This is a genomic window from Pseudomonas sp. DE0157 (assembly GCF_007678615.1).
GTDB classification, from domain to species: domain Bacteria; phylum Pseudomonadota; class Gammaproteobacteria; order Pseudomonadales; family Pseudomonadaceae; genus Aquipseudomonas; species Aquipseudomonas parafulva_B.
Window position 1 is genome coordinate 52,058 of sequence record NZ_VEJN01000005.1, and the last position, 24,257, is coordinate 76,314.

The 24,257-nt window shown below is 60.9% G+C and carries 29 protein-coding genes and 1 tRNA gene; 25 read left to right on the top strand and 5 right to left on the bottom strand.

The genetic code is table 11. From position 1 onward, the window contains the following. Nucleotides 1–376 precede the first annotated feature (376 nt). On the top strand, nucleotides 377–808 hold the full coding sequence (locus tag FS777_RS08370; RefSeq protein ID WP_145254976.1) for an HIT domain-containing protein: 432 nt from the start codon (nucleotides 377–379) through the stop codon (nucleotides 806–808). Further along, nucleotides 798–1,004 (top strand): SlyX family protein, encoded by a 207-nt coding sequence (locus FS777_RS08375; protein WP_058638508.1) that lies wholly within the window; start codon nucleotides 798–800, stop codon nucleotides 1,002–1,004. Before FS777_RS08370 ends, FS777_RS08375 begins: the two co-directional genes overlap by 11 nt. Nucleotides 1,005–1,082: 78 nt before the next feature. Here the strand turns inward: FS777_RS08375 and FS777_RS21775 are convergent, their stop codons facing one another. Continuing rightward, a complete protein-coding gene (locus FS777_RS21775; protein WP_058638507.1) occupies nucleotides 1,083–1,676 on the bottom strand; it encodes a cold shock domain-containing protein in 594 nt (197 codons plus the stop codon). Between the two features lie 274 nt (nucleotides 1,677–1,950). On the opposite strand from FS777_RS21775, the gene FS777_RS08385 reads away from it, so the two are divergent. The 20 genes from FS777_RS08385 (at nucleotide 1,951) to FS777_RS08480 (ending at nucleotide 16,822) form a co-directional block, all read left to right on the top strand. Next, a complete protein-coding gene (locus FS777_RS08385; protein WP_058638506.1) occupies nucleotides 1,951–2,424 on the top strand; it encodes a Dps family protein in 474 nt (157 codons plus the stop codon). 138 nt (nucleotides 2,425–2,562) lie between these two features. Continuing rightward, nucleotides 2,563–2,892 carry a ribbon-helix-helix domain-containing protein gene (locus FS777_RS08390; protein WP_027914213.1) on the top strand — a complete coding sequence of 110 codons (330 nt, stop codon included), beginning with the start codon at nucleotides 2,563–2,565 and terminating at the stop codon, nucleotides 2,890–2,892. Between the two features lie 92 nt (nucleotides 2,893–2,984). Next, on the top strand, nucleotides 2,985–3,206 hold the full coding sequence (locus FS777_RS08395; protein WP_023536249.1) for an FmdB family zinc ribbon protein: 222 nt from the start codon (nucleotides 2,985–2,987) through the stop codon (nucleotides 3,204–3,206). Nucleotides 3,207–3,299: 93 nt separating this feature from the next. Next, nucleotides 3,300–5,075 (top strand): aspartate--tRNA ligase, encoded by a 1,776-nt coding sequence (aspS, locus tag FS777_RS08400; RefSeq protein WP_027914214.1) that lies wholly within the window; start codon nucleotides 3,300–3,302, stop codon nucleotides 5,073–5,075. 107 nt (nucleotides 5,076–5,182) lie between these two features. Beyond that, entirely contained in the window at nucleotides 5,183–5,929 is a 747-nt protein-coding gene (locus FS777_RS08405) for a YebC/PmpR family DNA-binding transcriptional regulator (protein ID WP_058604316.1), read from the top strand. A 159-nt stretch (nucleotides 5,930–6,088) separates the two neighbouring features. Then, nucleotides 6,089–6,613 carry a crossover junction endodeoxyribonuclease RuvC gene (gene ruvC / locus FS777_RS08410; RefSeq protein WP_023536229.1) on the top strand — a complete coding sequence of 175 codons (525 nt, stop codon included), beginning with the start codon at nucleotides 6,089–6,091 and terminating at the stop codon, nucleotides 6,611–6,613. Nucleotides 6,614–6,721: 108 nt separating this feature from the next. Next, nucleotides 6,722–7,339, top strand: coding sequence for a Holliday junction branch migration protein RuvA (gene ruvA / locus FS777_RS08415; RefSeq protein ID WP_058604315.1), 618 nt, complete (start codon nucleotides 6,722–6,724; stop codon nucleotides 7,337–7,339). After that, a complete protein-coding gene (ruvB, locus tag FS777_RS08420; protein ID WP_145254979.1) occupies nucleotides 7,336–8,382 on the top strand; it encodes a Holliday junction branch migration DNA helicase RuvB in 1,047 nt (348 codons plus the stop codon). Before ruvA ends, ruvB begins: the two co-directional genes overlap by 4 nt. Nucleotides 8,383–8,506: 124 nt before the next feature. Next, nucleotides 8,507–8,959, top strand: coding sequence for a tol-pal system-associated acyl-CoA thioesterase (ybgC, locus tag FS777_RS08425; protein ID WP_058604314.1), 453 nt, complete (start codon nucleotides 8,507–8,509; stop codon nucleotides 8,957–8,959). A 2-nt stretch (nucleotides 8,960–8,961) separates the two neighbouring features. After that, nucleotides 8,962–9,657 carry a protein TolQ gene (gene tolQ / locus FS777_RS08430; protein WP_023536305.1) on the top strand — a complete coding sequence of 232 codons (696 nt, stop codon included), beginning with the start codon at nucleotides 8,962–8,964 and terminating at the stop codon, nucleotides 9,655–9,657. A gap of 14 nt (nucleotides 9,658–9,671) precedes the next feature. After that, complete coding sequence (tolR, locus tag FS777_RS08435; RefSeq protein ID WP_003254760.1) at nucleotides 9,672–10,124, top strand: protein TolR; 453 nt, start codon at nucleotides 9,672–9,674, stop codon at nucleotides 10,122–10,124. Continuing rightward, entirely contained in the window at nucleotides 10,124–11,209 is a 1,086-nt protein-coding gene (gene tolA, locus FS777_RS08440) for a cell envelope integrity protein TolA (protein ID WP_145254982.1), read from the top strand. The genes tolR and tolA overlap by 1 nt, the downstream gene beginning before the upstream one ends. Before the next feature lie 26 nt (nucleotides 11,210–11,235). After that, nucleotides 11,236–12,507: a Tol-Pal system beta propeller repeat protein TolB gene (tolB, locus tag FS777_RS08445; RefSeq protein WP_058604312.1), complete on the top strand. Its 1,272-nt coding sequence runs from the start codon at nucleotides 11,236–11,238 to the stop codon at nucleotides 12,505–12,507. A gap of 54 nt (nucleotides 12,508–12,561) precedes the next feature. Then, on the top strand, nucleotides 12,562–13,065 hold the full coding sequence (gene pal, locus FS777_RS08450) for a peptidoglycan-associated lipoprotein Pal (protein WP_145254985.1): 504 nt from the start codon (nucleotides 12,562–12,564) through the stop codon (nucleotides 13,063–13,065). Nucleotides 13,066–13,071: 6 nt separating this feature from the next. Then, nucleotides 13,072–13,878 (top strand): tol-pal system protein YbgF, encoded by an 807-nt coding sequence (gene ybgF / locus FS777_RS08455; RefSeq protein WP_058604311.1) that lies wholly within the window; start codon nucleotides 13,072–13,074, stop codon nucleotides 13,876–13,878. A gap of 174 nt (nucleotides 13,879–14,052) precedes the next feature. Continuing rightward, nucleotides 14,053–14,700 (top strand): 7-carboxy-7-deazaguanine synthase QueE, encoded by a 648-nt coding sequence (queE, locus tag FS777_RS08460; RefSeq protein ID WP_023536244.1) that lies wholly within the window; start codon nucleotides 14,053–14,055, stop codon nucleotides 14,698–14,700. A 15-nt stretch (nucleotides 14,701–14,715) separates the two neighbouring features. Continuing rightward, a complete protein-coding gene (gene queC / locus FS777_RS08465; protein ID WP_145254988.1) occupies nucleotides 14,716–15,390 on the top strand; it encodes a 7-cyano-7-deazaguanine synthase QueC in 675 nt (224 codons plus the stop codon). 61 nt (nucleotides 15,391–15,451) lie between these two features. Further along, nucleotides 15,452–15,527, top strand: a tRNA-Lys gene (locus FS777_RS08470). Between the two features lie 331 nt (nucleotides 15,528–15,858). Continuing rightward, nucleotides 15,859–16,422, top strand: a complete 564-nt coding sequence (locus FS777_RS08475; RefSeq protein ID WP_058638502.1) for a hypothetical protein — start codon at nucleotides 15,859–15,861, stop codon at nucleotides 16,420–16,422. Between the two features lie 22 nt (nucleotides 16,423–16,444). Continuing rightward, nucleotides 16,445–16,822, top strand: coding sequence for a hypothetical protein (locus FS777_RS08480; RefSeq protein WP_058638501.1), 378 nt, complete (start codon nucleotides 16,445–16,447; stop codon nucleotides 16,820–16,822). Between the two features lie 66 nt (nucleotides 16,823–16,888). Here FS777_RS08480 and FS777_RS08485 read toward each other — a convergent pair whose 3' ends face one another. Then, nucleotides 16,889–17,461 carry an alpha/beta fold hydrolase gene (locus tag FS777_RS08485; RefSeq protein WP_218570381.1) on the bottom strand — a complete coding sequence of 191 codons (573 nt, stop codon included), beginning with the start codon at nucleotides 17,459–17,461 and terminating at the stop codon, nucleotides 16,889–16,891. Between the two features lie 3 nt (nucleotides 17,462–17,464). Then, nucleotides 17,465–17,662, bottom strand: coding sequence for an alpha/beta fold hydrolase (locus tag FS777_RS21560; protein WP_218570382.1), 198 nt, complete (start codon nucleotides 17,660–17,662; stop codon nucleotides 17,465–17,467). Between the two features lie 225 nt (nucleotides 17,663–17,887). On the opposite strand from FS777_RS21560, the gene FS777_RS08490 reads away from it, so the two are divergent. Continuing rightward, a complete protein-coding gene (locus FS777_RS08490; RefSeq protein ID WP_058638499.1) occupies nucleotides 17,888–18,673 on the top strand; it encodes an EAL domain-containing protein in 786 nt (261 codons plus the stop codon). Between the two features lie 10 nt (nucleotides 18,674–18,683). On the opposite strand, the gene FS777_RS08495 is transcribed toward FS777_RS08490, so the two are convergent. Then, nucleotides 18,684–19,643 carry a cation diffusion facilitator family transporter gene (locus tag FS777_RS08495; protein ID WP_145254991.1) on the bottom strand — a complete coding sequence of 320 codons (960 nt, stop codon included), beginning with the start codon at nucleotides 19,641–19,643 and terminating at the stop codon, nucleotides 18,684–18,686. Between the two features lie 12 nt (nucleotides 19,644–19,655). After that, the gene (locus FS777_RS08500; RefSeq protein ID WP_145254994.1) at nucleotides 19,656–21,011 is read right to left on the bottom strand and encodes an APC family permease; all 1,356 of its coding nucleotides are present in this window, start codon (nucleotides 21,009–21,011) and stop codon (nucleotides 19,656–19,658) included. A 431-nt stretch (nucleotides 21,012–21,442) separates the two neighbouring features. Here FS777_RS08500 and FS777_RS08505 point away from each other — a divergent pair, with 431 nt between their 5' ends. Both FS777_RS08505 and nadA read left to right on the top strand, forming a co-directional pair. Further along, on the top strand, nucleotides 21,443–22,954 hold the full coding sequence (locus FS777_RS08505; RefSeq protein WP_145254997.1) for a YdgA family protein: 1,512 nt from the start codon (nucleotides 21,443–21,445) through the stop codon (nucleotides 22,952–22,954). 225 nt (nucleotides 22,955–23,179) lie between these two features. After that, nucleotides 23,180–24,238, top strand: coding sequence for a quinolinate synthase NadA (nadA, locus tag FS777_RS08510; protein ID WP_145255000.1), 1,059 nt, complete (start codon nucleotides 23,180–23,182; stop codon nucleotides 24,236–24,238). Nucleotides 24,239–24,257: the final 19 nt, after the last annotated feature.

Sequence of the window (24,257 nt, forward strand, 5' to 3'; positions counted from 1 at the left end):
TGCAGGTGTTTTAGAGAGCATGCCGACTTGGGGTGAAGGCAATGCAACAAGCGTGCTCAACTTGGGCTGGCATTGATGAATTTTTCACAAAATTTTCAGGAATTCGTTTCAACCGCCGTAAACACGGGGGTTGGTCGGACTGCACCTCAAGCCCGCCCGGCCGGGCTATTCAGTTGGCTAGCTTGCTATCAAAGTCAATGTGTTACCGCAACATGTTAATGCGGTGTCAATTGTGGTGGGCTAGGGAGTCAGTTGACGTGGCGAAGCACCTTATTGGTGCGAAAAGTAGCGCTGTGTTACCGCAATTGCGCAAGGTATCCTTGCTGCCGTTTTTACCGCCACCCGTGCGGGTCGCTTTGCCTGAAGGAGGTACGCCGTGTTCGTTCTTGATCCACGCTTGCAGCAGGACACTTGGGTGCTGGGCGATTTCGCCCTGTGCCAGTTGCTGCTGAGCCGAGATGCCAACTACCCCTGGTTCATCCTGGTGCCGCGCCGTGCCGAGGTCAGCGAACTGTTCGACCTGAGCCTGGATGACCAGCACCTGCTCTGGCAGGAAACCACGCAGCTTGCCGAGGCGCTCAAGCGCAGCTACGGGGCTGACAAGATGAACGTGGCGACGCTGGGCAATGTGGTCAGCCAAATGCACATGCACGTGATCGTTCGCCAGCACGATGATGTGGCCTGGCCTGCACCGGTCTGGGGCAAATGCCCGGCCGTGGCCTATACCGACGCACAAGTACAGGCGATACGCGCCCGCGTACGAAATCTACACCTCGAAGGTTTCCAGGAGGCCGCCGATGTCGCTTGAGCCGAGAATGATCGAGCTGGAAACGCGCCAGGCATTCCAGGACGACACCCTGCAGGCGCTCAACGATGTGGTGGTCGAGCAAGGGCGCGTGATCGAGCGGCTGCAGTTGCAGATGGCCGAGTTGATCAAACGTTACGAAGAGATAGCAGGTCAGTATGGCAGCGAGGGTGAAGAGGCGCCGCCGCCTCACTATTGATCATCTGGTCCTCAGGCCTGTCGCACCCATGGGCGAAGCGACAGGCCTGGTTTCAACGTGTTGAAGCCTGCTCGCCTGTCAGCGGCGCGTGACGGGGACCACATCCTCGGCCTGCAGGCCCTTGTCGCGGTGCATGACCGAGAACTCGACGCGTTGACCCTCTACCAGGACGCGATGGCCCTCGCCGCGGATGGCGCGAAAGTGCACGAAGATGTCATCGCCTGAGTCCCTGGAAATGAACCCGAACCCCTTGGACGTATTGAACCACTTGACCGTGCCCATATCTCGGTTGCCGGCCTCCGTCAGTGGCTGTTGGCTGCTGCGTACCTTGCGCGTGCCCTGGGCAAAGCCTGCGCCCAGGTGCAGGACCACGGCCAGAGCGGCGCACACCAGCGCCGCGAGGTTGCCAAGCTCCGGTCGAGCCAGCACGGTAAGGGTCTGCAGCACCACGGCCACCACCAGCAGGGCGCAGGCCAGGTATTGCAGCTGCTGCCTGGCACCTCGGTAGTACAGCGGCAGGACAGGCGCCAGGATCAGGTTGAGCAAGCCGAACAGGGCCAGGTAGACCGCGTCGGGTTGTTGCAGGAAAGGCGTTGCCTCGGTTTTAAGACTGGGTATGAACGCTAGCAGCAAGGCTGCCGCGCCTGTCACCAGGTGGACGATCTTGAACATGGGATTGGCTCACATTGATTGAAGCTGATCACGGGAAGAGCTGACGGCCCGGTGCGCATGAAGTGTTGGCGCGAACACGTGGCCTTCAGCCTATGCATTCGGCAATTGCAGTCCGCACGAATGGCACGCTGCCTATTTAACCGTAAACCTGCAGGCTACTCAAACTGCACCCGGCGCCCTGTGCCTGCGGCCACCTGACAGAGGCGCGGCGCTCAGAGTGTTGCTAAAGTGGTCGGCACCCGCTTGGGTTTCACGTTTTCCGAAGGGGAGCATCATGGCAATCGATATCGGCATCAGTGAAGAAGATCGCAAGTCCATCGTCGATGGGCTTTCCCGCCTGCTTTCAGATACCTACGTGCTGTATCTGAAAACCCACAACTTCCATTGGAACGTCACCGGGCCCTCGTTCCGTACGCTGCACCTGATGTTCGAGGAGCAGTACAACGAGCTGGCGCTGGCGGTGGACGCCATTGCCGAGCGCATCCGCGCCCTGGGGTTCCCGGCGCCTGGGTCCTACGCGTTCTACGCCAAGCACTCTTCGATCAAGGAAGAGCAGGGGGTTCCCCCAGCCGACGAGATGATCCGGCAACTGGTGCAAGGGCAGGAAGCGGTAGTGCGCACCGCCCGCAGTATCTTCCCAGCGGTTGACAAGGTCAGCGATGAACCCACCGCCGATCTGCTGACCCAGCGCATGCAGGTCCACGAAAAGACTGCATGGATGCTGCGCGTGTTGCTCGACGAGAAATAGCCGGACCGTGCCGGCAGGCCTGCCCAGGGTGACTGGGCCGGCCTGCCGGTTTCTGTGCGGGAAGGGTTTGCCGCTGCTCTGCACTGGCGCGTTCGGCGCTTGATACACCCCTTGGTTCAATCATCAGGAGGTGTGCAGATGGCTCAGTCTGGCAAGCGGACGGCAGGTCAGGGGCGCTGGCCCGGCAAACAATGCGTCGACCCATTCACGGCAGATTTCGACATGTTGCAGACCCAGCCTGTTTCCCGCTCGGTGCGGCTCAATGGTTTTTCCACCTGTCTGCGCCTTGAAGCCGTGTATTGGGGTATCCTCGAGCGCATTGCCGCTGCCAACCAGTGCTCGGTCAGTGCGGTGTTGTCCTACGTCGACCGTGAGGTGCACCTGCGCCAGGGGGGCGTGCGCAACTTCAGCGGGCTGATACGGGTGATCTGCGTTGCCTGGTTGCAGCAGCCACCGACGTCGCACTGATTGCCCGGCGGGCTGCGCAGCGCTGGTTAACCATATATAATCCCGCCTTTTGCTGCCCAGGCAGCCAGCGTTATGGTTGACGAGAGACATCCATGCCCCTTTACGACTATCAATGTGCGTCCTGCGAGCACCGTATGGAAGTGCTGCAGAAAATCAGCGCCGCGCCGCTCACCGATTGCCCGGCCTGCCAGGCGCCGGCGATGAAGAAACTGCTGTCGGTACCCGGCTTTCGCCTGAGCGGTAACGGCTGGTACGAAACCGACTTCAAGACCGGTGCGAAAAAGAATCTGGCAGGCGGCGACAAGGCCGACTGAGTTGAATGCTATGACCGGGTCTTGCAGTATTAGCCCTCCGGGCGGCCAAGGCCTCCATCGAATACACGAATCACGAGAAGCGAAACCACCATCATGATGCGCAGCCATTATTGCGGCCAACTGAACGAGAGCCTGGACGGCCAGGAAGTCACCCTTTGCGGCTGGGTCCATCGTCGCCGGGACCACGGCGGGGTGATCTTCCTCGACATCCGTGACCGCGAGGGCATGGCCCAGGTCGTTTTCGATCCGGATCGCGCCGACACCTTCGCCGCAGCAGACCGTGTGCGCAGCGAGTATGTCGTGCAGATCACCGGCAAGGTCCGCCGTCGCCCGGAAGGTGCGGTGAACAGCAACATGGCCTCCGGTGCCATCGAAATCCTCGGCTACCAGCTCAATGTGCTGAACGAAGCCGAAACCCCGCCGTTCCCGCTGAACGAATACTCCGACGTTGGTGAAGAAACGCGTCTGCGCTACCGCTTCATCGACCTGCGTCGCCCTGAGATGGCCGACAAGCTGCGCCTGCGTTCGCGCATCACCAGCAGCATTCGACGCTTTCTCGACGAAAACGGCTTCCTCGACGTGGAAACGCCGATCCTGACCCGCGCCACCCCTGAAGGCGCGCGCGACTACCTGGTGCCAAGCCGTACCCACGCCGGTAGCTTCTTCGCCCTGCCGCAGTCGCCGCAGCTGTTCAAGCAGTTGCTGATGGTCGCCGGTTTCGATCGTTACTACCAGATTGCCAAGTGCTTCCGCGACGAAGACCTGCGTGCCGATCGCCAGCCGGAATTCACCCAGATCGACATCGAGACCAGCTTCCTGGACGAGTCCGAGATCATGGGCCTGACCGAGAGCATGATCCGCAAGCTGTTCAAGGAAGTGCTGGACCTGGAATTCGGCGAATTCCCGCACATGACCTTCGAGGAAGCCATGCGTCGCTATGGCTCCGACAAGCCAGACCTGCGCATCCCGCTGGAGCTGGTTGACGTCGCCGACCAGCTCAAGGACGTGGACTTCAAGGTATTCGCCGGCCCCGCCAACGATCCTAAATGCCGCGTCACCGCGCTGCGCCTGCCAGGCGGCGCCAGCATGCCGCGCAGCAAGATCGACGAATACACCAAGTTCGTCGGCATCTACGGTGCCCGTGGCCTTGCCTACATCAAGGTCAACGAGCGTGCCAAGGGCGTTGAAGGTCTGCAGTCGCCGATCGTCAAGAACATCCCCGAGGCCAATCTCAACACCATCCTCGACCGCGTGGGCGCCGTTGACGGCGACATCGTGTTCTTCGGTGCCGACAAGTTCAAGGTGGTCAGCGAAGCGCTGGGCGCCCTGCGTATTCGTCTGGGTCACGACTTCGAACTGTTCACCTGCGAGTGGGCGCCGATGTGGGTCGTCGATTTCCCCATGTTCGAAGAAAACGAAGACGGCAGCTTCACCGCGCTGCACCACCCGTTCACCGCGCCCAAGTGCACGCCCGAGGAACTGGAAGCCAACCCGGCCACGGCCCTGTCCCGTGCCTATGACATGGTGCTCAACGGCACCGAACTCGGTGGCGGCTCGATCCGTATCCACCGCAAGGAAATGCAGCAGGCCGTGTTCCGCCTGCTGGGTATCGAGGCGGCGGAACAGGAAGAGAAGTTCGGCTTCCTGCTCGATGCCCTGAAGTTCGGTGCACCGCCTCACGGTGGCCTGGCCTTCGGCCTGGATCGCCTGGTCATGCTGATGACCGGCGCCCAGTCGATTCGTGAAGTGATTGCCTTCCCGAAAACCCAGAGCGCCGCGTGTGTCATGACCCAGGCGCCGGGCATGGTCGATGCCAAGGCATTGCGTGAGCTGCACATCCGTCTGCGCGAGCAGACCAAGGTCGAGTAATCGGCCCGGGCGCAGCCGGCGGTTGCGCCCACGCGCTTTGGCGCAGTCTTTCCACGTTCCGCCCTTCGGGGCGGAACCTGTTTCTGTTACACGGATCGGGAGTCGTTATGGCGGGTCATTCCAAGTGGGCGAACATCAAGCACCGCAAAGAGCGCCAGGATGCCAAGAGGGGCAAGGTATTCACCAAGTGGATCCGCGAGCTGACAGTCGCTGCCAAGCAAGGCGGCCCGGACCCTGCCTCCAACCCGCGCCTGCGCCTGGCGCTGGACAAGGCCCTGGGCGCCAACATGAGCCGCGATATCATCGATCGCGCAGTGGCCCGTGGCGCCGGCACGAACGAAAGCGACAACGTCGAAGAGCTCACCTATGAAGGTTACGGGCCGGGCGGTGTAGCGATCATGGTCGAGGCCATGACCGATAACCGCAACCGCACAGCTGCAGCCGTGCGCCATGCCTTTACCAAGTGCGGGGGCAACCTGGGCACCGATGGCTCGGTCGCCTACCTGTTCGAGCGCAAGGGGCAGATCAGTTTTGCACCGGGCCTGGAGGAGGATGCCTTGATGGAGGCGGCGATGGAGGCCGATGCCGACGACGTGGTGGCCCACGAGGACGGCTCGTTTGACGTGTTCACCTCGTTCAACAGCTTCTACGCCGTGCGCAATGCCTTGGAAGAGGCCGGTTTCAAGGCGGCCGACGCCGAAATCGTGATGCAGCCGACCACCAGCGCCGAACTTGATCAGGAGGGCGCCGAGAAGGTACTCAAGCTGATCGACATGCTCGAAGACCTGGACGACGTACAGAACGTCTACTCCAATGCGCAGATTTCCGACGAGATCATGGAAAACCTCGGCTGAGGGCTTTCCGGCGCGCCATACTGACGCTTCCGGGCGTCGTACAGGCCCTTTCGCAGGGCACCCGTGGTACAGGTGGCGACACATGCGACCTGGCCAGGGGGTTGATCTGCGAAAGGGCCTGTACTGTTTGCACACCGCTTCACTTCAACGACAGGCGCTATGACTCTGATTCTAGGTATCGACCCCGGCTCGCGCATCACAGGTTATGGCGTCGTCCGCCAGACCGCACGTGGTTGCGAGTACGTGGCCTCAGGCTGCATCCGCACAGGCAGTGGTGAACTGCACGAGCGCTTGCAGATCGTGTTTCGGGGGGTCAGCGAAGTCATCGGCCAGCACGGCCCGGTGACCATGGGTATCGAGCGGGTGTTCATGGCCCGCAACGCCGATTCCGCCCTCAAACTGGGACAAGCCCGAGGCGCGGCCATCGTCGCCGCGGCTGAAGCAGGCTTGGAAATCGCCGAGTACAGCGCCACTCAGGTCAAGCAGGCGGTGGCCGGTACCGGCGGGGCGAACAAGGACCAGGTGATGATGATGGTCATGCACCTGCTCAAGCTGACCCAGAAGCCCCAGATCGATGCTTCCGACGCGCTGGCCATCGCCTTGTGCCATGCCCACACCCGTTCGAGTCTGGTGCCCCATGGGCTGTCGACGGCGCGTCGGCGCGGTGGGCGCTTGCGTCTGTAAGCGCTTCATGCGCTGATACACATTTTGTGCAGGTGGAGCGTCCGCCTGCCGTATTTGCTGATAGGGTTGAGCGGCCATCGAGCAGCTCCCCGTGAAAAGGATCGAAACGTGATCGGACGTTTGCGCGGCACCCTGGCGGAAAAGCAGCCGCCGCACCTCATCATCGACGTCAATGGCGTGGGCTACGAACTGGAAGTCCCCATGACGACGCTTTATCGCCTGCCCAAGGTCGGCGAACCGGTGACAGTGCACACACACCTTGTGGTGCGCGAAGACGCCCACCTGCTCTATGGCTTTGCCGAAAAGCGCGAGCGCGAATTGTTCCGCGAACTCATTCGGCTCAACGGTGTAGGCCCCAAGCTGGCCCTGGCACTGATGTCCGGGCTCGAGATCGATGAGCTGGTGCGCTGCGTGCAGGCCCAGGACGCCTCGGTGTTGGTACGCGTACCCGGCGTAGGCAAAAAAACAGCAGAGCGCCTGCTGGTCGAGCTCAAGGACCGCTTCAAGGCCTGGGAAACGTCACCGGCCATGTTCACGCTGGTGTCCGATGGCCCACTGCCGGCCGCCAGCGAGTCCAGCGCCGAGGCGGATGCGGTCAGCGCCCTGGTATCCCTGGGCTACAAGCCTCAGGAAGCGAGCAAGGCCATCGGCGCGATCAAGGACAAGTCGGGGCTTTCCAGTGAAGAGCTGATTCGTCGCAGCCTCAAGGGGATGATTACCAAGTGATCGAAGCCGACCGCCTGATCGCTGCCAGTGGCCGCGACCGCGAAGAAGTCCAGGATCGCGCCATCCGGCCATTGCGGCTGGAGGAGTACATCGGCCAGCCCGTGGTGCGCGAGCAGATGGCGTTGTTCATCCAGGCGGCGCGTGGGCGCAGCGAGTCGCTCGACCACACCCTGATCTTCGGGCCGCCAGGCCTGGGCAAGACCACCCTGGCCAACATCATCGCCCACGAAATGGGTGTGTCGGTCAAAAGCACCTCGGGGCCGATTCTCGAGCGCCCTGGCGACTTGGCCGCCATGCTGACCAACCTTGAGCCTCATGACGTGCTCTTCATCGATGAGATCCACCGGCTGTCGCCGATCGTCGAAGAAGTGCTCTACCCAGCCATGGAAGACTTCCAGCTCGACATCATGATCGGCGAAGGCCCGGCGGCCCGCTCGATCAAGCTCGACCTGCCACCTTTCACACTGGTCGGGGCCACGACGCGCGCCGGCATGCTCACCAACCCGCTGCGCGATCGTTTCGGTATCGTGCAGCGGCTGGAGTTCTACAGCGACAAGGACCTGGCCACCATCGTCAGCCGTTCGGCCAACATCCTGGGGCTGGTCATCGAGGACCTCGGTGCCTACGAGATCGCACGCCGTGCCCGTGGCACGCCGCGCATTGCCAACCGCTTGCTGCGGCGGGTACGCGACTACGCCGAGGTGCGCGGCAAAGGCCAGATCACCAAGGCCGTGGCCGACATGGCGCTCAACCTGCTGGACGTCGATGAGCGCGGCTTCGACCATTCCGACAGGCGCCTGCTGCTGACCATGATCGAGAAGTTCGACGGTGGCCCGGTCGGTGTCGACAACCTTGCCGCCGCCATCAGCGAAGAACGTCACACCATCGAGGACGTGCTCGAGCCCTATCTCATCCAGCAGGGCTACATCATGCGCACCCCCCGTGGCCGTGTGGTGACTCGGCACGCCTACCTGCACTTCGGCCTGAATGTTCCCGGGCGGTTGGGGGAGGGCGCGGATTTTTCCGAGCCGGGTGATGAATGACAGATCGAAACACGCTTTTCGTGGTCCTACCGCTGGCATGCAGCGGGGGCGTTGGCACCTGGACATGAATGTTGAAAAACAGTTGCCAGAGCGGATTGGCAAGCCGAGGAGTAAGCACTAGAGTATGCGCGCGCAAAAAGGCCTGGAACCGTTCACACACCGTTGTCGCGTCTATTACGAAGATACCGATGCCGGTGGCGTGGTGTATTACGTCAACTACCTGAAATTCATGGAGCGCGCGCGCACCGAACGCTTGCGGCACCTGGGCTTTTCCCAGTCGCAACTGGCTGACGACAACCTGCTGTTCGTGGTCCATTCCAGCGAAGCGCGCTACCACGCGCCGGCGCGGCTGGACGATGAATTGCGGGTGACCGCGCACGTACTTGAACTCAATCGCGCCAGCTTGCACTTCGTGCAGCAAGTGTGGCGGGAAAGGGACGACACGCTGCTCTGCGAAGGGCGGTTCCTGATAGCCGCTGTGCGCGCCGACACTTTCAAACCCCGAGCCATACCTCCCCAGCTGCGCGACGCCTTTGCGGCAGACGGCTCGGGTAATCAATCGAATGCAGGAGAATAAGCGTGGAAGCTAACGTCGTCGACCATACCTCCATGTGGAGTCTGGTCAGTAACGCCAGCGTCGTGGTGCAGCTGGTGATGCTGACCCTGGTGGCCGCCTCGGTCACCTCGTGGATCATGATTTTCCAGCGCAGCACCATGCTGCGCGCCGGTCGTCGTGCGCTCGATGCTTTCGAGGAGCGCTTCTGGTCGGGTATCGACCTGTCCAAGCTGTACCGCCAGGCCGGTAGCAACCCGGACCCGGACTCGGGTGTGGAGCAGGTCTTCCGTGCAGGCTTCAAGGAATTTTCCCGCCTGCGCCAGCAACCCGGCGTTGACCCGGATGCCGTGATGGAAGGGGTTGGCCGTGCCATGCGCGTTGCCATTTCCCGCGAAGAAGAAAAGCTCGAGCAAAGTTTGCCGTTCCTGGCGACCGTGGGTTCGACCAGCCCCTATATCGGCCTGTTCGGTACCGTATGGGGCATCATGAACTCCTTCCGCGGCCTGGCCAGCGCCCAGCAAGCCACGCTCGCCACCGTTGCACCGGGCATCGCCGAGGCGTTGATCGCCACGGCCATTGGCCTGTTCGCGGCCATCCCGGCGGTGATTGCGTACAACCGCTTCGCGGCCCGCAGCGAGACGCTGATCGGCCGTTACTACACCTTCGCCGACGAATTCCAGGCGATCCTGCACCGCAAAGTGCACACCAGCGAAGAGTAATCAGGTAGAAGCCCATGGCCCGAGTTCGCCACAAACGCAAGCCCGTCGCCGAGATGAACGTGGTGCCCTACATCGACGTGATGCTGGTGCTGCTGGTCATCTTCATGGTGACGGCGCCCATGCTCAACCAGGGCGTGAAGGTCGACCTGCCCAAGGTTTCCAGCGAAGCCTTGCCGCAGGACAACAACGTCCAGATCCTTACCATTTCCATCAAGGCCGACAAGACCTACTACTGGAACCTTGGCAGCGAAGTCGATACCGACAAGCAGATGGACAAGGCCATGACCCTGCCGGCCATGACCGACGCCGTCACCAAGATCATCGCGGCCGGCCGCGACCAGGGCAAGCAGACCCAGGTATTCATCCGCGGCGACAAGGCGGTGGACTACGGCGCGGTCATGGGCGCCATGGGCGGGCTGCAGAAAGCCGGTGTCGGTAACGTCGGCCTGATTACCGAGGCGCCCTGATGCAACAGCGCGAGCCCTCTGCCTCGGAAAGCTACTTCTGGCCCAGTATCTGGGCCATCGGCCTGCATGTGCTGGTATTCGGCATGCTGTTCGTAAGCTTTGCCATGACGCCCGAACTGCCGCCGTCCAAGCCGATCGTTCAGGCTACGCTGTATCAGCTCAAGTCCAAGAGCCAGGCCACCACTCAGACCAATCAGAAGATTGCCGGGGAAGCCAAGAAAACCGCTTCGCGCCAGACCGAGGTCGAGCAGCTTGAGCAGAAGAAGGTCGAGCAGGAAGCGGTGAAAGCTGCGGAACAAAAGAAAGCCGACGCTGCTCAAAAGGCCCAGGAGGCACGCGAGGCAGCCGAGGCCAAGAAAGCCGAGGACGCCGCCAAGGCCGCTGAAGCTGCCAAAGCCGCCGAGGCCAAGAAAGCGGCCGAGAAACAGCAGGCTGACATCGCCAAGAAGAAGGCCGAGGAAGAAGCGAAGAAAAAAGCCGAAGAAGAGGCCAAGAAACAGGCCGCTGAAGAGGCGAAGAAGCAAGCTGCCGAGGAGGCCAAGAAGAAGGCCGCCGAGGATGCGAAGAAAAAAGCGGCCGAAGACGCCAAGAAGAAGGCGGCAGCGGCCGAAGAAGCGAAGAAGAAGGCAGCCGAAGACGCCAAGAAGAAGGCCGCGGCCGATGCCCAGAAGAAAAAGGCACAGGAAGCGGCTCGCAAGGCGGCTGAAGACAAGAAGGCACAGGCCCTGGCCGAGCTCTTGTCCGACACCACCGAGCGGCAGCAGGCGCTGGCCGATGAGCAGGGTGACCAGGTGGCCGGCGACTTCGACGACTTGATCCGCATGCGCGCGGCAGAAGGCTGGGCTCGCCCGCCATCGGCGCGTAAAGGCATGACGGTGGTACTGCAGATCAGCATGTTGCCCGATGGCACCATCACCAGCGTCAGTGTGGCCCGGTCAAGCGGTGACGGCCCCTACGACAGCTCGGCGGTGGCAGCGGTGAAAAACATCGGTCGCCTGACTGAAATGCAGGGCATGAAGCCGAGCGATTTCAACCAATATCGCTCGTTCAAGATGACATTTACACCTGAGGATCTAGCGTTGTGATTAAACGTCTGAGAGGACTGCTGGTCATGCTGTGCTGCGTGGCAGGCATGGCCGTAGCAGAGGAAAAGAACATCCTGGTCACCAGTGGCAGTGACCGGGCAACGCCAATTGCGGTGGTGCCGTTCGCTGTTCAGGGTGGCAGTGTGCTGCCTGAAGACATGGCCGACATCATCGGCAACGACCTGCGCAACTCCGGCTACTATTCGCCTATCCCGCGCCAGAACATGATCAGCCAGCCATCCCAGGCCAGTGAAGTCATCTTCCGCGACTGGAAGGCGCTGGGTGCCCAGTACGTGATGGTCGGCAGCATCGTGCCCTCCGGTGGGCGCTTGCAGGTGCAATACGCCCTGTTCAACGTCGCCACCGAGCAGCAGGTCCTGACCGGCAGCGTCGCTGGCAGCACCGACCAGTTGCGCGACATGTCGCACTACATCGCCGACCAGTCGTTCGAGAAGCTCACCGGTATCAAGGGTGCCTTCTCCACGCGCATGCTGTACGTGACGGCCGAGCGCTTCTCCACCAACAACACGCGCTACACCCTGCAGCGTTCGGACTATGACGGTGCCCGCGCCGTGACCCTGCTGCAGTCCCGCGAGCCCATCCTGTCGCCGCGCTTTGCGCCCGATGGCAAACGCATCGCCTATGTGTCGTTCGAGCAGAAGCGCCCGCGTATCTTCGTCCAGCACATCGATACCGGTCGCCGTGAACAGGTCACCAACTTCGAGGGCCTCAATGGCGCACCTGCCTGGTCGCCCGATGGTTCGCGCCTGGCCTTCGTGCTGTCCAAGGATGGCAACCCGGACATCTACGTGATGAACGTGGCTTCGCGTCAGATCAGCCGCGTGACCGCCGGCCCTGGCATCAATACCGAGCCATTCTGGGGTAAAGACGGCAACACCCTGTACTTCACGTCCGACCGTGGCGGCAAGCCGCAGATCTACAAACAGTCGGTCAGTGGCGGCAGCGCCGAGCGCGTAACCTTCGTGGGTAACTACAACGCCAACCCTAAACTCTCGGCGGATGAAAAGACCCTGGTGATGATTCACCGCCAACAGGGTTTCACCAACTTCAAAGTTGCCGCCCAGGACTTGCAACGCGGAAGTGTAAAGATTCTCTCGGAAACAAGTCTTGATGAGTCTCCCACTGTTGCGCCCAACGGCACCATGCTAATCTACGCCACCCGCCAGCAGGGCCGGGGAGTCTTGATGCTCGTGTCGCTTAATGGCCGCGTGAGGCTCCCACTTCCTACCGCTCAAGGCGAAGTCAGAGAACCGTCCTGGTCCCCTTACCTGAACTGATTGCGGCGTAATACGTTTTGCTTAACACACTGGGGTTTCATTAGGAGTTTCACGATGGAAATGCTGAAGTTTGGTAAATTCGCTGCGCTGGCTCTGGCCATGGCTGTGGCTGTAGGTTGCTCCTCCAAGGGCGGTGACAACGCAGGTGAAGGCGCTGGCGCCGTTGACCCGAACGCTGGCTACGGTGCCAACACCGGCGCAGTCGACGGTTCCCTGAGCGAAGAAGCCGCTCTGCGCGCAATCACCACCTTCTACTTCGAATACGACAGCTCGGACCTGAAGCCAGAAGCCATGCGCGCTCTGGACGTTCACGCCAAGGACCTGAAAGCCAACGGCAACCGCGTTGTCCTGGAAGGCAACACCGACGAGCGCGGCACCCGCGAGTACAACATGGCTCTGGGTGAGCGTCGTGCCAAGGCCGTTCAGCGCTACCTGGTTCTGCAGGGCGTTTCCCCTGCTCAGCTGGAATTGGTTTCCTACGGTGAAGAGCGTCCAGTTGCTACCGGCAACGACGAGCAGTCCTGGGCTCAAAACCGTCGCGTAGAACTGCGTAAGTAAGTTCCTATGCGCAAGTGCCGCCGTGCAGTAACCGTCCTCGCACTCAGCCTGCCCCTTTCGGCGTGGGCTGCAGTCCCTGTAGTAGATGACAACACAGGCAGCTATCCGCCTGCGGGTTATGGCACGAGCGGCGCCTATGCCGGGTCAGGGGCTTCGGCCCCTGCCTCTGCACAGGGCCAGCTGTTCATGCAGCTGCAACAGATGCAGGATCAGCTTTCCCGCCAGCAAGGCATCATCGAAGAGTTGCAAAACGATGTGTCTCGCATGAAGCAGGAAAACCTGGAGCGATACCAGGACCTGGACCGTCGCATCAACAGTGGCGCCGCGCCTGCCGCGACCCCTGACAATTCTTCCGCCGGTGGTGCCTCTGGCGCCGCCGCGGGGGCTGCAGCCGGTGCTGCTGCCCAACAACCGGCCGCCAGTAGCGAGCCCGGTGATCCGGCCAAGGAGAAGCTCTACTACGATGCTGCCTTCGACCTGATTAAGCAAAAAGACTTCGACAAAGCCAGCCAGGCGTTCAACGCCTTCCTGCGCAAGTACCCCAGCAGCCAATATGCCGGTAACGCACAGTATTGGCTGGGCGAAGTGAACCTGGCCAAGGGTGACCTGCAGGGCGCAAGCCAGGCGTTTGCCCAGGTAAGCCAGAAGTACCCCAAACACAGCAAGGTGCCAGACTCCTTGTACAAACTGGCCGACGTCGAGCGTCGTCTCGGCCACACGGACAAGGTAAAGGGCATTCTTCAGCAGGTGGTGACCCAATACCCGGGCACATCGGCTGCGCAACTGGCGCAGCGAGACCTGCAAAAGCTGTGAAGTAATGCGGCGCTTGCCCCCCGTTCGAAAGAAACCCGCGCCTGGCGCGGGTTTTTTCGTTAGAATCACCGCCCTTTTTTCGTAAACACGCTGTCACGGATAACGCTATGTCGAGTCTGTGCCAGTGCCTGACGGAGGCGGGCAGCCTGTTTTGCTGTCACGCCCGTGGCGATCATGCAAGATACATTACGCATCACCGAAGTCTTTTACTCGTTGCAGGGTGAAACACGAACGGCTGGGCTGCCCACGGTATTCGTGCGGCTCACCGGTTGCCCCCTGCGCTGCCAATACTGCGACAGCGCCTATGCCTTCAGTGGCGGCACCCTTCGCAGCCTGGATTCGATCCTTGAACAGGTGGCCGGCTTCAAGCCGCGCTATGTCTGCGTGACGGGCGGCGAGCCCCTCGCCCAGCCTAACGCCTTGCCCCTGTTGCAGCGCCTGTGCGACGCCGGTTACGAAGTCTCGCTGGAAACCAGCGGAGCGCTCGATATCGCCGGCACCGACACCCGTGTCAGCCGCGTCGTCGACCTGAAAACCCCAGGTTCGGAAGAATCGCACCGCAACCGCTATGAGAACATCGAGCACCTGACGCGCAACGACCAGGTCAAGTTCGTCATCTGCTCCCGCGAAGACTACGACTGGGCGGTGTCCAAGTTGATTCAGTACAACCTGGCCGAGCGCGCCGGCGAAGTATTGTTCTCGCCCAGCCACCACCAAGTGAGTGCCACTGATTTGGCCGACTGGATCGTTGCCGACAACTTGCCTGTGCGTTTCCAGCTTCAGCTGCACAAACTGTTGTGGAACGACGAACCTGGCCGCTGAGAAAGAGAGTGAGACATGACTGATAAACGCGCAGTAATTCTTCTGTCCGGTGGTCTGGACTCGGCCACGGTAGTGGCCATGGCCAAGGCCCAGGGCTATGCCTGCTATACCATGAGCTTCGACTACGGCCAGCGTCACCGCGCCGAGCTCAACGCCGCGGCACGGGTCGCCCAGGACCTGGGCGTGGTAGAGCACAAGGTGATCGGGCTGAACCTGGACGGCATCGGTGGCTCGGCCCTGACCGACAGCAGCATCGATGTGCCGGAAACGCCAGGGGAGGGTATCCCGGTGACCTACGTACCAGCGCGCAACACGGTGTTTCTGTCGCTGGCGCTGGGCTGGGCCGAAGTGCTGCAAGCCCGTGACATTTTCATCGGTGTCAATGCCGTGGATTATTCCGGCTACCCGGACTGCCGCCCCGAATTCGTCGAAGCCTTCGAACGCATGGCCAATCTGGCTACCAAGGCAGGGGTCGAAGGGCAGGGGTTCCGCATTCAGGCGCCCTTGCAAAACATGAGCAAAGCCCAGATCGTCCAGGCCGGCGTGGCGCATGGGGTCGACTATAGCTTGACTGTGTCGTGCTACCAGGCTGATGACGACGGGCGTGCCTGTGGCAAGTGCGACAGCTGCCGCTTGCGCGCTGACGGCTTCAAGGCAGCCGCCGTGGCGGACCCGACGCGCTATTTTTAAGAAATTTTATTGTGGGGTGTTGATTTCTCTATAGAAATCAGTATTATACGCGCCATCCAGCGGGTCGTTAGCTCAGTTGGTAGAGCAGTTGGCTTTTAACCAATTGGTCGTAGGTTCGAATCCTACACGACCCACCATCTTCGCAGCGGTTGCGAATACTTAAGCTAGACCACCGGGTCAGCGTCAGGTAAAGCAATTGTATGGATCGAACAGTCAGTTCGCTTCTGTGTGAAATCTGTACGAAAAGCCCGCCCTCATCGGCGGGCTTTTTCGTTTCTGGTCAAAGTACTGGGCCGTAGTCTGTCTGCAGTGACACTGCCTCATTCATGGGCAGTGTTTCACGTGCAAGGTGGCCTCTGATGAAGTCTCAGCAGGCGACCCCTACTCCAGGTGTACTAGATAGCCCTTTGCCCACTACTGCGGATGGGAAAATGTTCCGTCTAAGTAATGGCAGAGAGATGGCCAGTCATGCGCTCCCCAGTGAAACAACTGCTGTCGCTTGCACTCCTGTTGGGTGCCTTATCCGTCCATGCGGACAATGCCCAAAAGGGCGATTACTGGGTAGTGCATCATCAAGCCAGCCTGGGCAAGAGCAAGGTGTACCTTGCAGATGGCGACCCCAGTAACATCTACGAGCGCCCCGGCGGCGCCAAATCCGTGGGCGTCTACCTGTTTGACCAGCAGCCCGGCAAGCCCGATTTCACGGTCTACGACGTCGAAGTCGATTGCAAGAACAAGCGGGCCCGTGTCACAGGGGCGCTCGACTTCAGCAGCGTGGCCAATACCTTGCGCAGGGCCAAGTTCTCCAATCAATGGCAGGGCGATCAACAAGCGTGGTTGGCGCAAAGCCGTAATTTCATCTGCAAGCCAGCTGAGCGCCAAGCGCTCAAAATGGAGCACCTGGGTGTGATGTCAGCTTCGCAGTTGAGCCGCGCTGGCCCCCAGCTATTTGAGATAACGAACCGCGAAGCGCTCAGGGCCGAGGTCATCAGGCAGATCGACCACGCCTTCACACAGATGCCTGCCAAGTAACTGGCCACCAAGGAGAGAAGCCATGATCCGTCTGCTCGTGTTTTGCCTGGGCGCTGTCCTGCTTAGCGGTTGCTCGTCACTTGAGGCAACCAGTGCGTGGAAAGGCCGCCCGGTCGGTGAGCTGATCGACTATTTCGGTGTGCCCAGGGTCATCATGGTGGCACCTGATCAGGACATGGTTGTGCTCAGGTACGTGCGCGACAGCACGTATATCTCCCGGGAGGCTGCGGGCACCTACACCGGCCCTGAAAATGGCCAATTGGTACACCGCGAGTATTGGCAGGATGTAGAGCATTCAGGCAGTTGCGAGATCAACGTCTTTGTCGACAGGGCGCACGTGGTGCAGAAAGTCAGGGCCAATGGTCGCTGTGCGGTCATCGACATGGCGCCCAAGGCGTAGCCCGGTAGTGGGAAGCAGGTACCGGGCAAAGGGGCGTTAAGCGATGACCGCTTTCGCCTCTCGTCATCACTGATTCAAAAAAGCTTCCACCACAGGCAGTAGCCATTGCGGGTGCGTTTCATGAGGTGAGTGATCAGCCAGCGCCAGGTTCAACAGCTGCGCCCCAGGCACTTGCTCTACCAGCTCCAGGGCATTGGCGCGTGAAACCAGGCGATCACGATCGCCACGCACTACCAGCAATGGCGCGGTAATGCCACCCACGCTGGCTGCGGGATAACCGTGCTCGCTGTCATCGAGCCACATCCCCCGCACGGCCTCCAGCAACCTTGCAAAGTCCGGCTGCGGGTTGATCGCCTCATAGCGAGCCACATCTTCGGCAAACAGGCCGCTCCACTTCGCGGCGGTAATACCCTCGTAGAGGGCCCGCGCAGGGTCGTTCTCGCCCAGCGCCCAGTGAGCCCCGATGGTGACGAGCCTATCGACCGTCACAGCCTGCGAGGCAGCCATGCGCAACGCGACGATTCCGCCATCGCTGTGCCCGATCAGGCTGACGCGTTCAAGGGCCAGATGCTCGATCACCCGCTCTACGTCGTGCTGCATGCGTTCATAGGTGAGTGGTGCGCTGCCCAAGGTGGACATGCCCTAGCCGCGGCTGTCGATGCCGATTACGCGCCAGCGGTGGACTAAATGCGGAGTAATGGCGTTGAAGGTTTCGATATGTCCAAGCCCGCCATGCAGCAGGATTAGTACTGGTGCGTCAGGTGCGCCCAGCTGTTCGTAATAAAGGCGTGCATCACCGACGGTGAGGTACTCGCCGCCCCGGTGGTTGAAGACAGTCATGTCGAAGTTGTCCGTGTCGTCAGCTGTTATATCGGGCGCCAGTGTACCGAGTTGCCCGCTCAAGCCCAATGAATCCGAGCTGCCAGGCCTTTTTGTCTGGTCTTCACCTTGCGCACCGCACCTCTGGGCAAGCATGCTGTCAAAGTGCCAACAACGCTGCCCTGACGTTCTAACGATCGTGTTATTCCAGCGCTACTTTCTCTTCATCAAGCTGCCGGAGACACCATGGCTGATTTGATCTTTGCGCAGCCTTTCGAAGCTGTGGGTTGCAAGCAATGCCGTGAGATGGCGGACCTCGGCTTCGGCATCACCATGGCCTTCCAACCTATCGTTCACCAACCTTCGGGTAAACCGTACGCCTACGAGGCGCTGGTCAGAGGTGTAGCGGGGGAGGGGGCTGCGCAGGTGCTGGCCAAGGTCACACCCGATAACCTGTATCGCTTCGACCAGGCCTGCCGGGTCAAGGCCATCGAAAAAGCCTCCGAGCTTGGGCTCAATCGGGTGCAGGATTGCAAGCTCAGCATCAACTTCCTGCCCAACGCCGTGTACCGTCCCGCCACCTGTATTCGTGCAACGCTCGAGGCCTCCAGGCAGTTCGATTTTCCGGCCGACAGGCTGATCTTCGAAGTGACCGAAGGCGAACGGGTCGAGGACACCGAACACCTGAAGTCCATCTTTCGCGAGTACGACCGGCAGGGATTCACCACGGCCATTGACGATTTCGGGTCAGGCTACTCGGGCTTGAACCTGCTTGCCGAGTTTCAACCGGACCTGCTGAAGCTGGACATGGCGCTGACACGCAACCTTGGGGCCGACCCGGTGCGCCAGGTGATTGTGGCAGGCATCGTGCTGGTGGCGCAGCGGCTGAACATTCTGCTGGTCGCCGAAGGCGTGGAAACAGAAGCCGAGTGCCAGGCGTTGGCAGCCCTGGGTATCGAGCTGATGCAAGGCTACTATTTCGCCCGGCCTGAAATCGAAGCGCTGCCGCTGATCGAACGCCTGCGTGGCTGAGTGCTGATGTCTATTCGGCCCACTCGGGGTCGCCGGTAAACACCACCGTCAGCCAGCGGTTGGGCCCTTCGCCGCCGATGGCCTCGCCGATCTCGTTGCGCCAGGCATCCCACTGCTCGATGGTCTTGGCCGCCATTTGCGGCGGCACGATGAAGTACAGCTCAATCTCCCGTGAGCGCCCCACCTTGGCCACATAGGCGCGGTAGGACTGCAGGTCATGGCGTTCAACGAAAGCCTGCGCAACCACATCCACATGCTGCTTGAGATCGCCCGGCGTGACGAGAAAGATATCCGCCAACGCCTGGCGAACGACCGACATCGGCAGCGGCACGATCACCAGACAGACCAGTGCCAGCACCGCCGGGTCGATGTAGGGCGATACCCATTCAAGCGATGTACCCTGCACGGCATAGCCAAAGCAGAAGGCGATCAGCAGCGCCGCCGTGATGCTGGCGGACATCACCCAGCCCTTGACGTCCATGGCGACGAAATCAGAGCGCAGCTTGCGGTTGGCCTTGCCCTCGATCACCGCGATGGTCACGCAGGCGGTGACGGTAAGCGCCGCATAGACCATGGCGATACCGAACTCCAAGTGACGGCCACCCTCCAGCAGGCTGCTCACGGCGTTGATCAGGGCATAGATGGCGACCCCGCTGAGCAGGATGCCATTGAGTGCCAGCACCATTGGCTCCAGGTGCCAGAAGCCCATGGTGAAGCGCTCACGCAGTTTGCGCGACATCTGCAGGCTGCTGGCATGGGAGGTGATCAGCCTGACCACCATTAGCGACAGCCCGCTCATGCTGGCATCGACCAGCGAGTAGACGCCGTCGAACACGATGGAAAACGAGCCCGACGCCAAGCCAAAGGCAATGCCGATGCTGGCAATGAACAGCGTGACCGCGATCGAGGTGCGCAGCAGGCCCTGCTCAGTGGTGATGTCGAAGAAACCGGTTGTGGTTGAGCTGTGCATGGTCGGTATGCGTCATCCCTCGGCGATACAGTTGGGCGGCGCCGCACGGAACGCCTTGGTCAACCAGGCCAGGTGCACCAGGCCTAGCGTGGCCCAGATCCCGCCGAACAGCAGCGAGTGCATGTTCAGGTCCAGCCACAGCGAAACGATGATACAGAAGCCAGTGGTGGGCAGTACCAGGTACTTAAGTTGGTTAGCCAGCCCTCGGCGATTGCCCTCTCGCAGGTAGCAGTGATTAATCACCGACAAGTTGACGAAGCTGAACGCTACCAATGCACCGAAGTTGATGATGGAGGTGGCGGTGACCAGATCGAAGAAGATCGCCGACAGCGAAATCACCCCTACCACGGCAATGTTCAGTACGGGTGTCTTGTAGCGCGAATGCAACCGTGCAAACACGCTCGCGGGTATGACCTTGTCACGGCCCATGACATACAGCAGGCGCGACACGCTGGTTTGCGACGCCAGCCCCGAGGCGATGGTGTTGATTACCGTGCACGCGATGAACACCGATTGGAACAGCTTGCCGCCCACGTACAGGGCGATTTCCGGCAGCGCCGCTTCCTGATCGTGAAAGCGTGCCATCGTGGGGAAATAAGCCTGGATGAAGTAGGAAACGGTGATGAATACAACGCCGCCGATCAATGCCGTGAGGAAAATGGCCCGCGGTATGGTTTTGCCCGGGTCGCGCGTTTCTTCGGACAGGCACGTGACCGCATCGAAACCCAGGAATGAGAAGCACAGAATGGTTGCGCCTGCCGCCAGGGCGCTCAGGTGGGTCTGCTGGTCGGCGAAGGGCAACAGGCTCCATGCCGTGCCCAGCCCTTCGCCCTGGTCCAGGCCGCGTATGCACAGGTAGATGAACACTGCGATGATCGCCACCTGCACGCCGACGAACAGCAGGTTGAAATGCGCAACCAGATTGACGCTGCGCATGTTGATCAGGCTGATCAGGGACACGAAGGCCACGACCCAGACCCACGGCGCCACCTCGGGAAACATGGCAGACAGGTACAGCTTGGCCAGCAAGGCGTTGACCATGGGCAGCAACAGGTAGTCCAGCAAAGAGGACCAGCCCACAAGAAAGCCCACGTGTGGATTGATGGCACGCTGGGTGTATGTGTAGGCCGAGCCCGACTGAGGAAAGCGCTTGACCAGGGTGCCATAGCTGACGGCCGTGAACAGGATCCCGGCAAGGGCCAGGATGTAGGCGCTCGGTACGTGCCCTGCGGTGATGCCTGACACGATGCCAAAGGTGTCGAACACGGTCATGGGCGTCAGGTACGCCAGGCCAATGATGATTACATGCCACAGACGCAAGGTCTTGCGCAGTTGGCCGGCTTCGGGTGCGTAGGATTCAGGCTGCATGCTGGCGTGGCTCCAAGGCGAGGGCTTGAAAGACAGGCACAGCGAAGGGCGCAAGCAGCAGCGGCGAGCGGGTGGGCTCCATATTGTTCACCTTTATGTAGGAGCAGCAGAGGCGTGACGGGATCACGCAAGTGATCAAAATAAAAAACGATAGGGTCTCGGGTGTCAAGTTAAACGTGACAAGGTGTTTCGAGGGTCCGCTTTTTATCGAGGAATCAACGCATTCGAGCGTCTCTGTAGTCTTTATTTTCACTGCTAAGGCCATAAGCGTGTTCGTAAAAATTGACATCTTTGAAGTGGGCCTGTGCAACGGGTTGCACGATTTCCTGCCTGGAACTGCCGCCAACCTGCCTGGCCTTCGGTGATATGCTGCATTTTCCTGGCTGCGCAGGCGATGTGCGAGCCTTTATGGACATCAATCGGTTTTATTCATGAAGAAGACTTCAGTAGCAATTCTGTCCGGCGTAGCGGTGGCCTTTGCCGCAGTGGTCATTGGCGGCGCCTGGTACACCGGCAAGCGACTGCCGAGTGAGCTGGACCATGCCTTGGCCCTGAGCAACGCGCAGCTGCAAAAGTCGCTGGTGAACACAGGTGGCAGCGTACGCATCGAGTTGGTATCGCTGGACCAGCGCTGGTTCAGCAGTACGGCACACTACCGTGTGATCGCTCGCGATGTGCGTGCCAGCAGCCAGCAGGTCATGAATTTTGACGTGGGCGTGACCGATCAGATCGAGCACGGCCCGTTTCCATGGTCCCGCGTCAAGACCTTCAAGCTTTTGCCAGTGCTGGCGCTGAGCAACACCACGCTGGACAAGGACGATGTCACGGCGCCCTGGTACGCAGCAGCCGGGGACCGCGTGCCGTTCAGCGCCCAGACCAGCATGGGGTACGGCGGCAGTGTCGACAGCCAGGTTCGCCTGGCGCCGGTCAAGCTCGACGATGCCAACGGCACCAGCCTGGCGTTCTCGGGCATGGAGCTTGGGGTCAGCGGGGATCGCGACGGCAAGGATTCGCGCTTCCATGGCGAAGCCGATCACTTTCTGATGAAGCTGGTGAGCGAAGACCAACCTCCCGTCATCTTCGAGCTCAATGGGCTGAAGTTGGGTGGCAAGCTGGCGGCGACTGCGCATGACAACCTGTTCTCGGGCAACGCTGACCTTTATCTGGCCGAGACCAAGATTATCCTCGGGCCCAGGCAGCAGGCGCTGGTCATCAAGGGGGGAGAGCTCAGTACCCTGCAAAGCCTCGAAGGTCCCGACACCTTTGGCGGGCGTGTCGAATACAAACTTGGGGACATCACCTGGGATGGGCGAGCGGTCGGCAAGGTCCAGATGATCGTCGGCTTCAAGTCCATTCATGCGCCCGCGCTGCAGGCGTTGAGTAACTGGTATGCGGCGCATTTGCCTGAGTTCGAGGCAGCGGCAGCTGCCGGGCAGTCGGCGCCACAGATCAACATGACCGAAGCTGAAAAGGCTAAATTCCAAGGTGACTTGCGCACGCTGCTGGCCGCAAAACCCAAGGTGGCGCTCGAAGATTTGAGCCTCAAGACCGCCAATGGCGAGAGCCACTTCAACCTGGCCATGGACTTCGACGCGCCGTCTTCCTTCGACTTGCCACAAGATCAGGCGTTGAAGCAGATGGTGACGCAGGTCACCAGCAAACTGTCCTTGTCCAAGCCAATGCTAGGAGACCTGGCGACCTTGCAGGCCCTGCTCGACGGTCAGACCGATGCCCAGGCCATCGCCACGCAGTCTGGCCAGGCAGGAGAGATGGTCGGCTTGATGGGCGTGCAGAGCGGCCTGGCTACGGTGGAAGGCGATAAGGTGATCAGCTCGTTGCACTATGCCGATGGCATGGTCGATTTCAATGGCCAGAAAATGACGCTCGAAGCCTTTGCCGCGTTCGTCAATACACGGCTGGCAATGCTCTCGCCGCAACGCTGAGTGCCCGGCTTTACCTGCTCTTGAGCCGCTGGTACGAGGGCGGGTAAGGGCTGGATAAAAACCGCTTTAGAAATCTTGGGTTTCTCTGTAGCCTTCGGCCTCCATAATAATCCGCGCCCGCAGAGGGCCGTGGCGGCCTGCGCCGTCCGGCGCCCTTAGCCGATCTGCCAGGGCCGGGTGATACACTCGATTTGATGCGCGCACGCGCTTGCAGGTCCAGCGATCATGACCCAGATTTCCGAACGCCTGTTGGTACAGGCTCACCTCGACGCCAAGCAGCCCAACCCGCTGACGGACGAGCAGCAGGCCGAATACCGTGCGGCCATCGCTGCCGAGCTCAAGGCGCAGAATGCCGTGCTGGTTGCCCATTACTACTGCGACCCGGTGATCCAGGCCCTGGCGGAGGGAACCGGCGGCTGTGTGTCCGACTCGCTGGAAATGGCCCGCTTTGGCAAGCAGCACCCGGCCGAGACGGTGATAGTAGCCGGCGTGCGTTTCATGGGTGAAACCGCCAAAATTCTCACTCCTCACAAACGCGTATTGATGCCCACGCTTGAAGCGACCTGTTCGCTTGACCTGGGTTGCCCCATCGAAGAATTCTCTGCCTTCTGCGATCAGCACCCCGAGCGTACCGTGGTGGTTTACGCCAACACCTCCGCTGCCGTGAAGGCACGGGCCGATTGGGTGGTCACTTCCAGTTGCGCGCTGGAAATCGTCGAAAGCCTGATGGATAACGGCGAGACCATCATCTGGGGCCCCGATCAGCACCTGGGTCGCTACATCCAGAAGCAGACCGGTGCCGACATGCTGCTGTGGGACGGTGCCTGCATCGTTCATGAGGAGTTCAAGTCGCGTCAGCTCGCCGACATGAAGGCCCTGTACCCGGACGCCGCGGTGCTGGTCCATCCCGAGTCGCCGGAGTCGGTGATCGACCTGGCCGATGCGGTGGGCTCCACCAGCCAGTTGATCAAGGCTGCCCAGACGCTGCCTAACAAGACCTTTATCGTCGCCACCGACCGCGGCATCTTCTACAAGATGCAGCAGCTATGCCCCGACAAGGTCTTCATCGAGGCGCCCACTGCCGGCAACGGCGCGGCCTGCCGCAGCTGTGCCCACTGCCCGTGGATGGCCATGAACACCCTGGAGCGCGTGCTGCATTGCCTGCGCAGTGGCGGGGACGAGATCTTCGTCGACCCAGCCCTGGTGCCCAAGGCCATCAAGCCGCTGAACCGGATGCTGGATTTCACCCAGGCGGCCAGGTTGAAGCTTTCCGGGAACGCGTGAGGTAAGCGCTGGCTGAAAT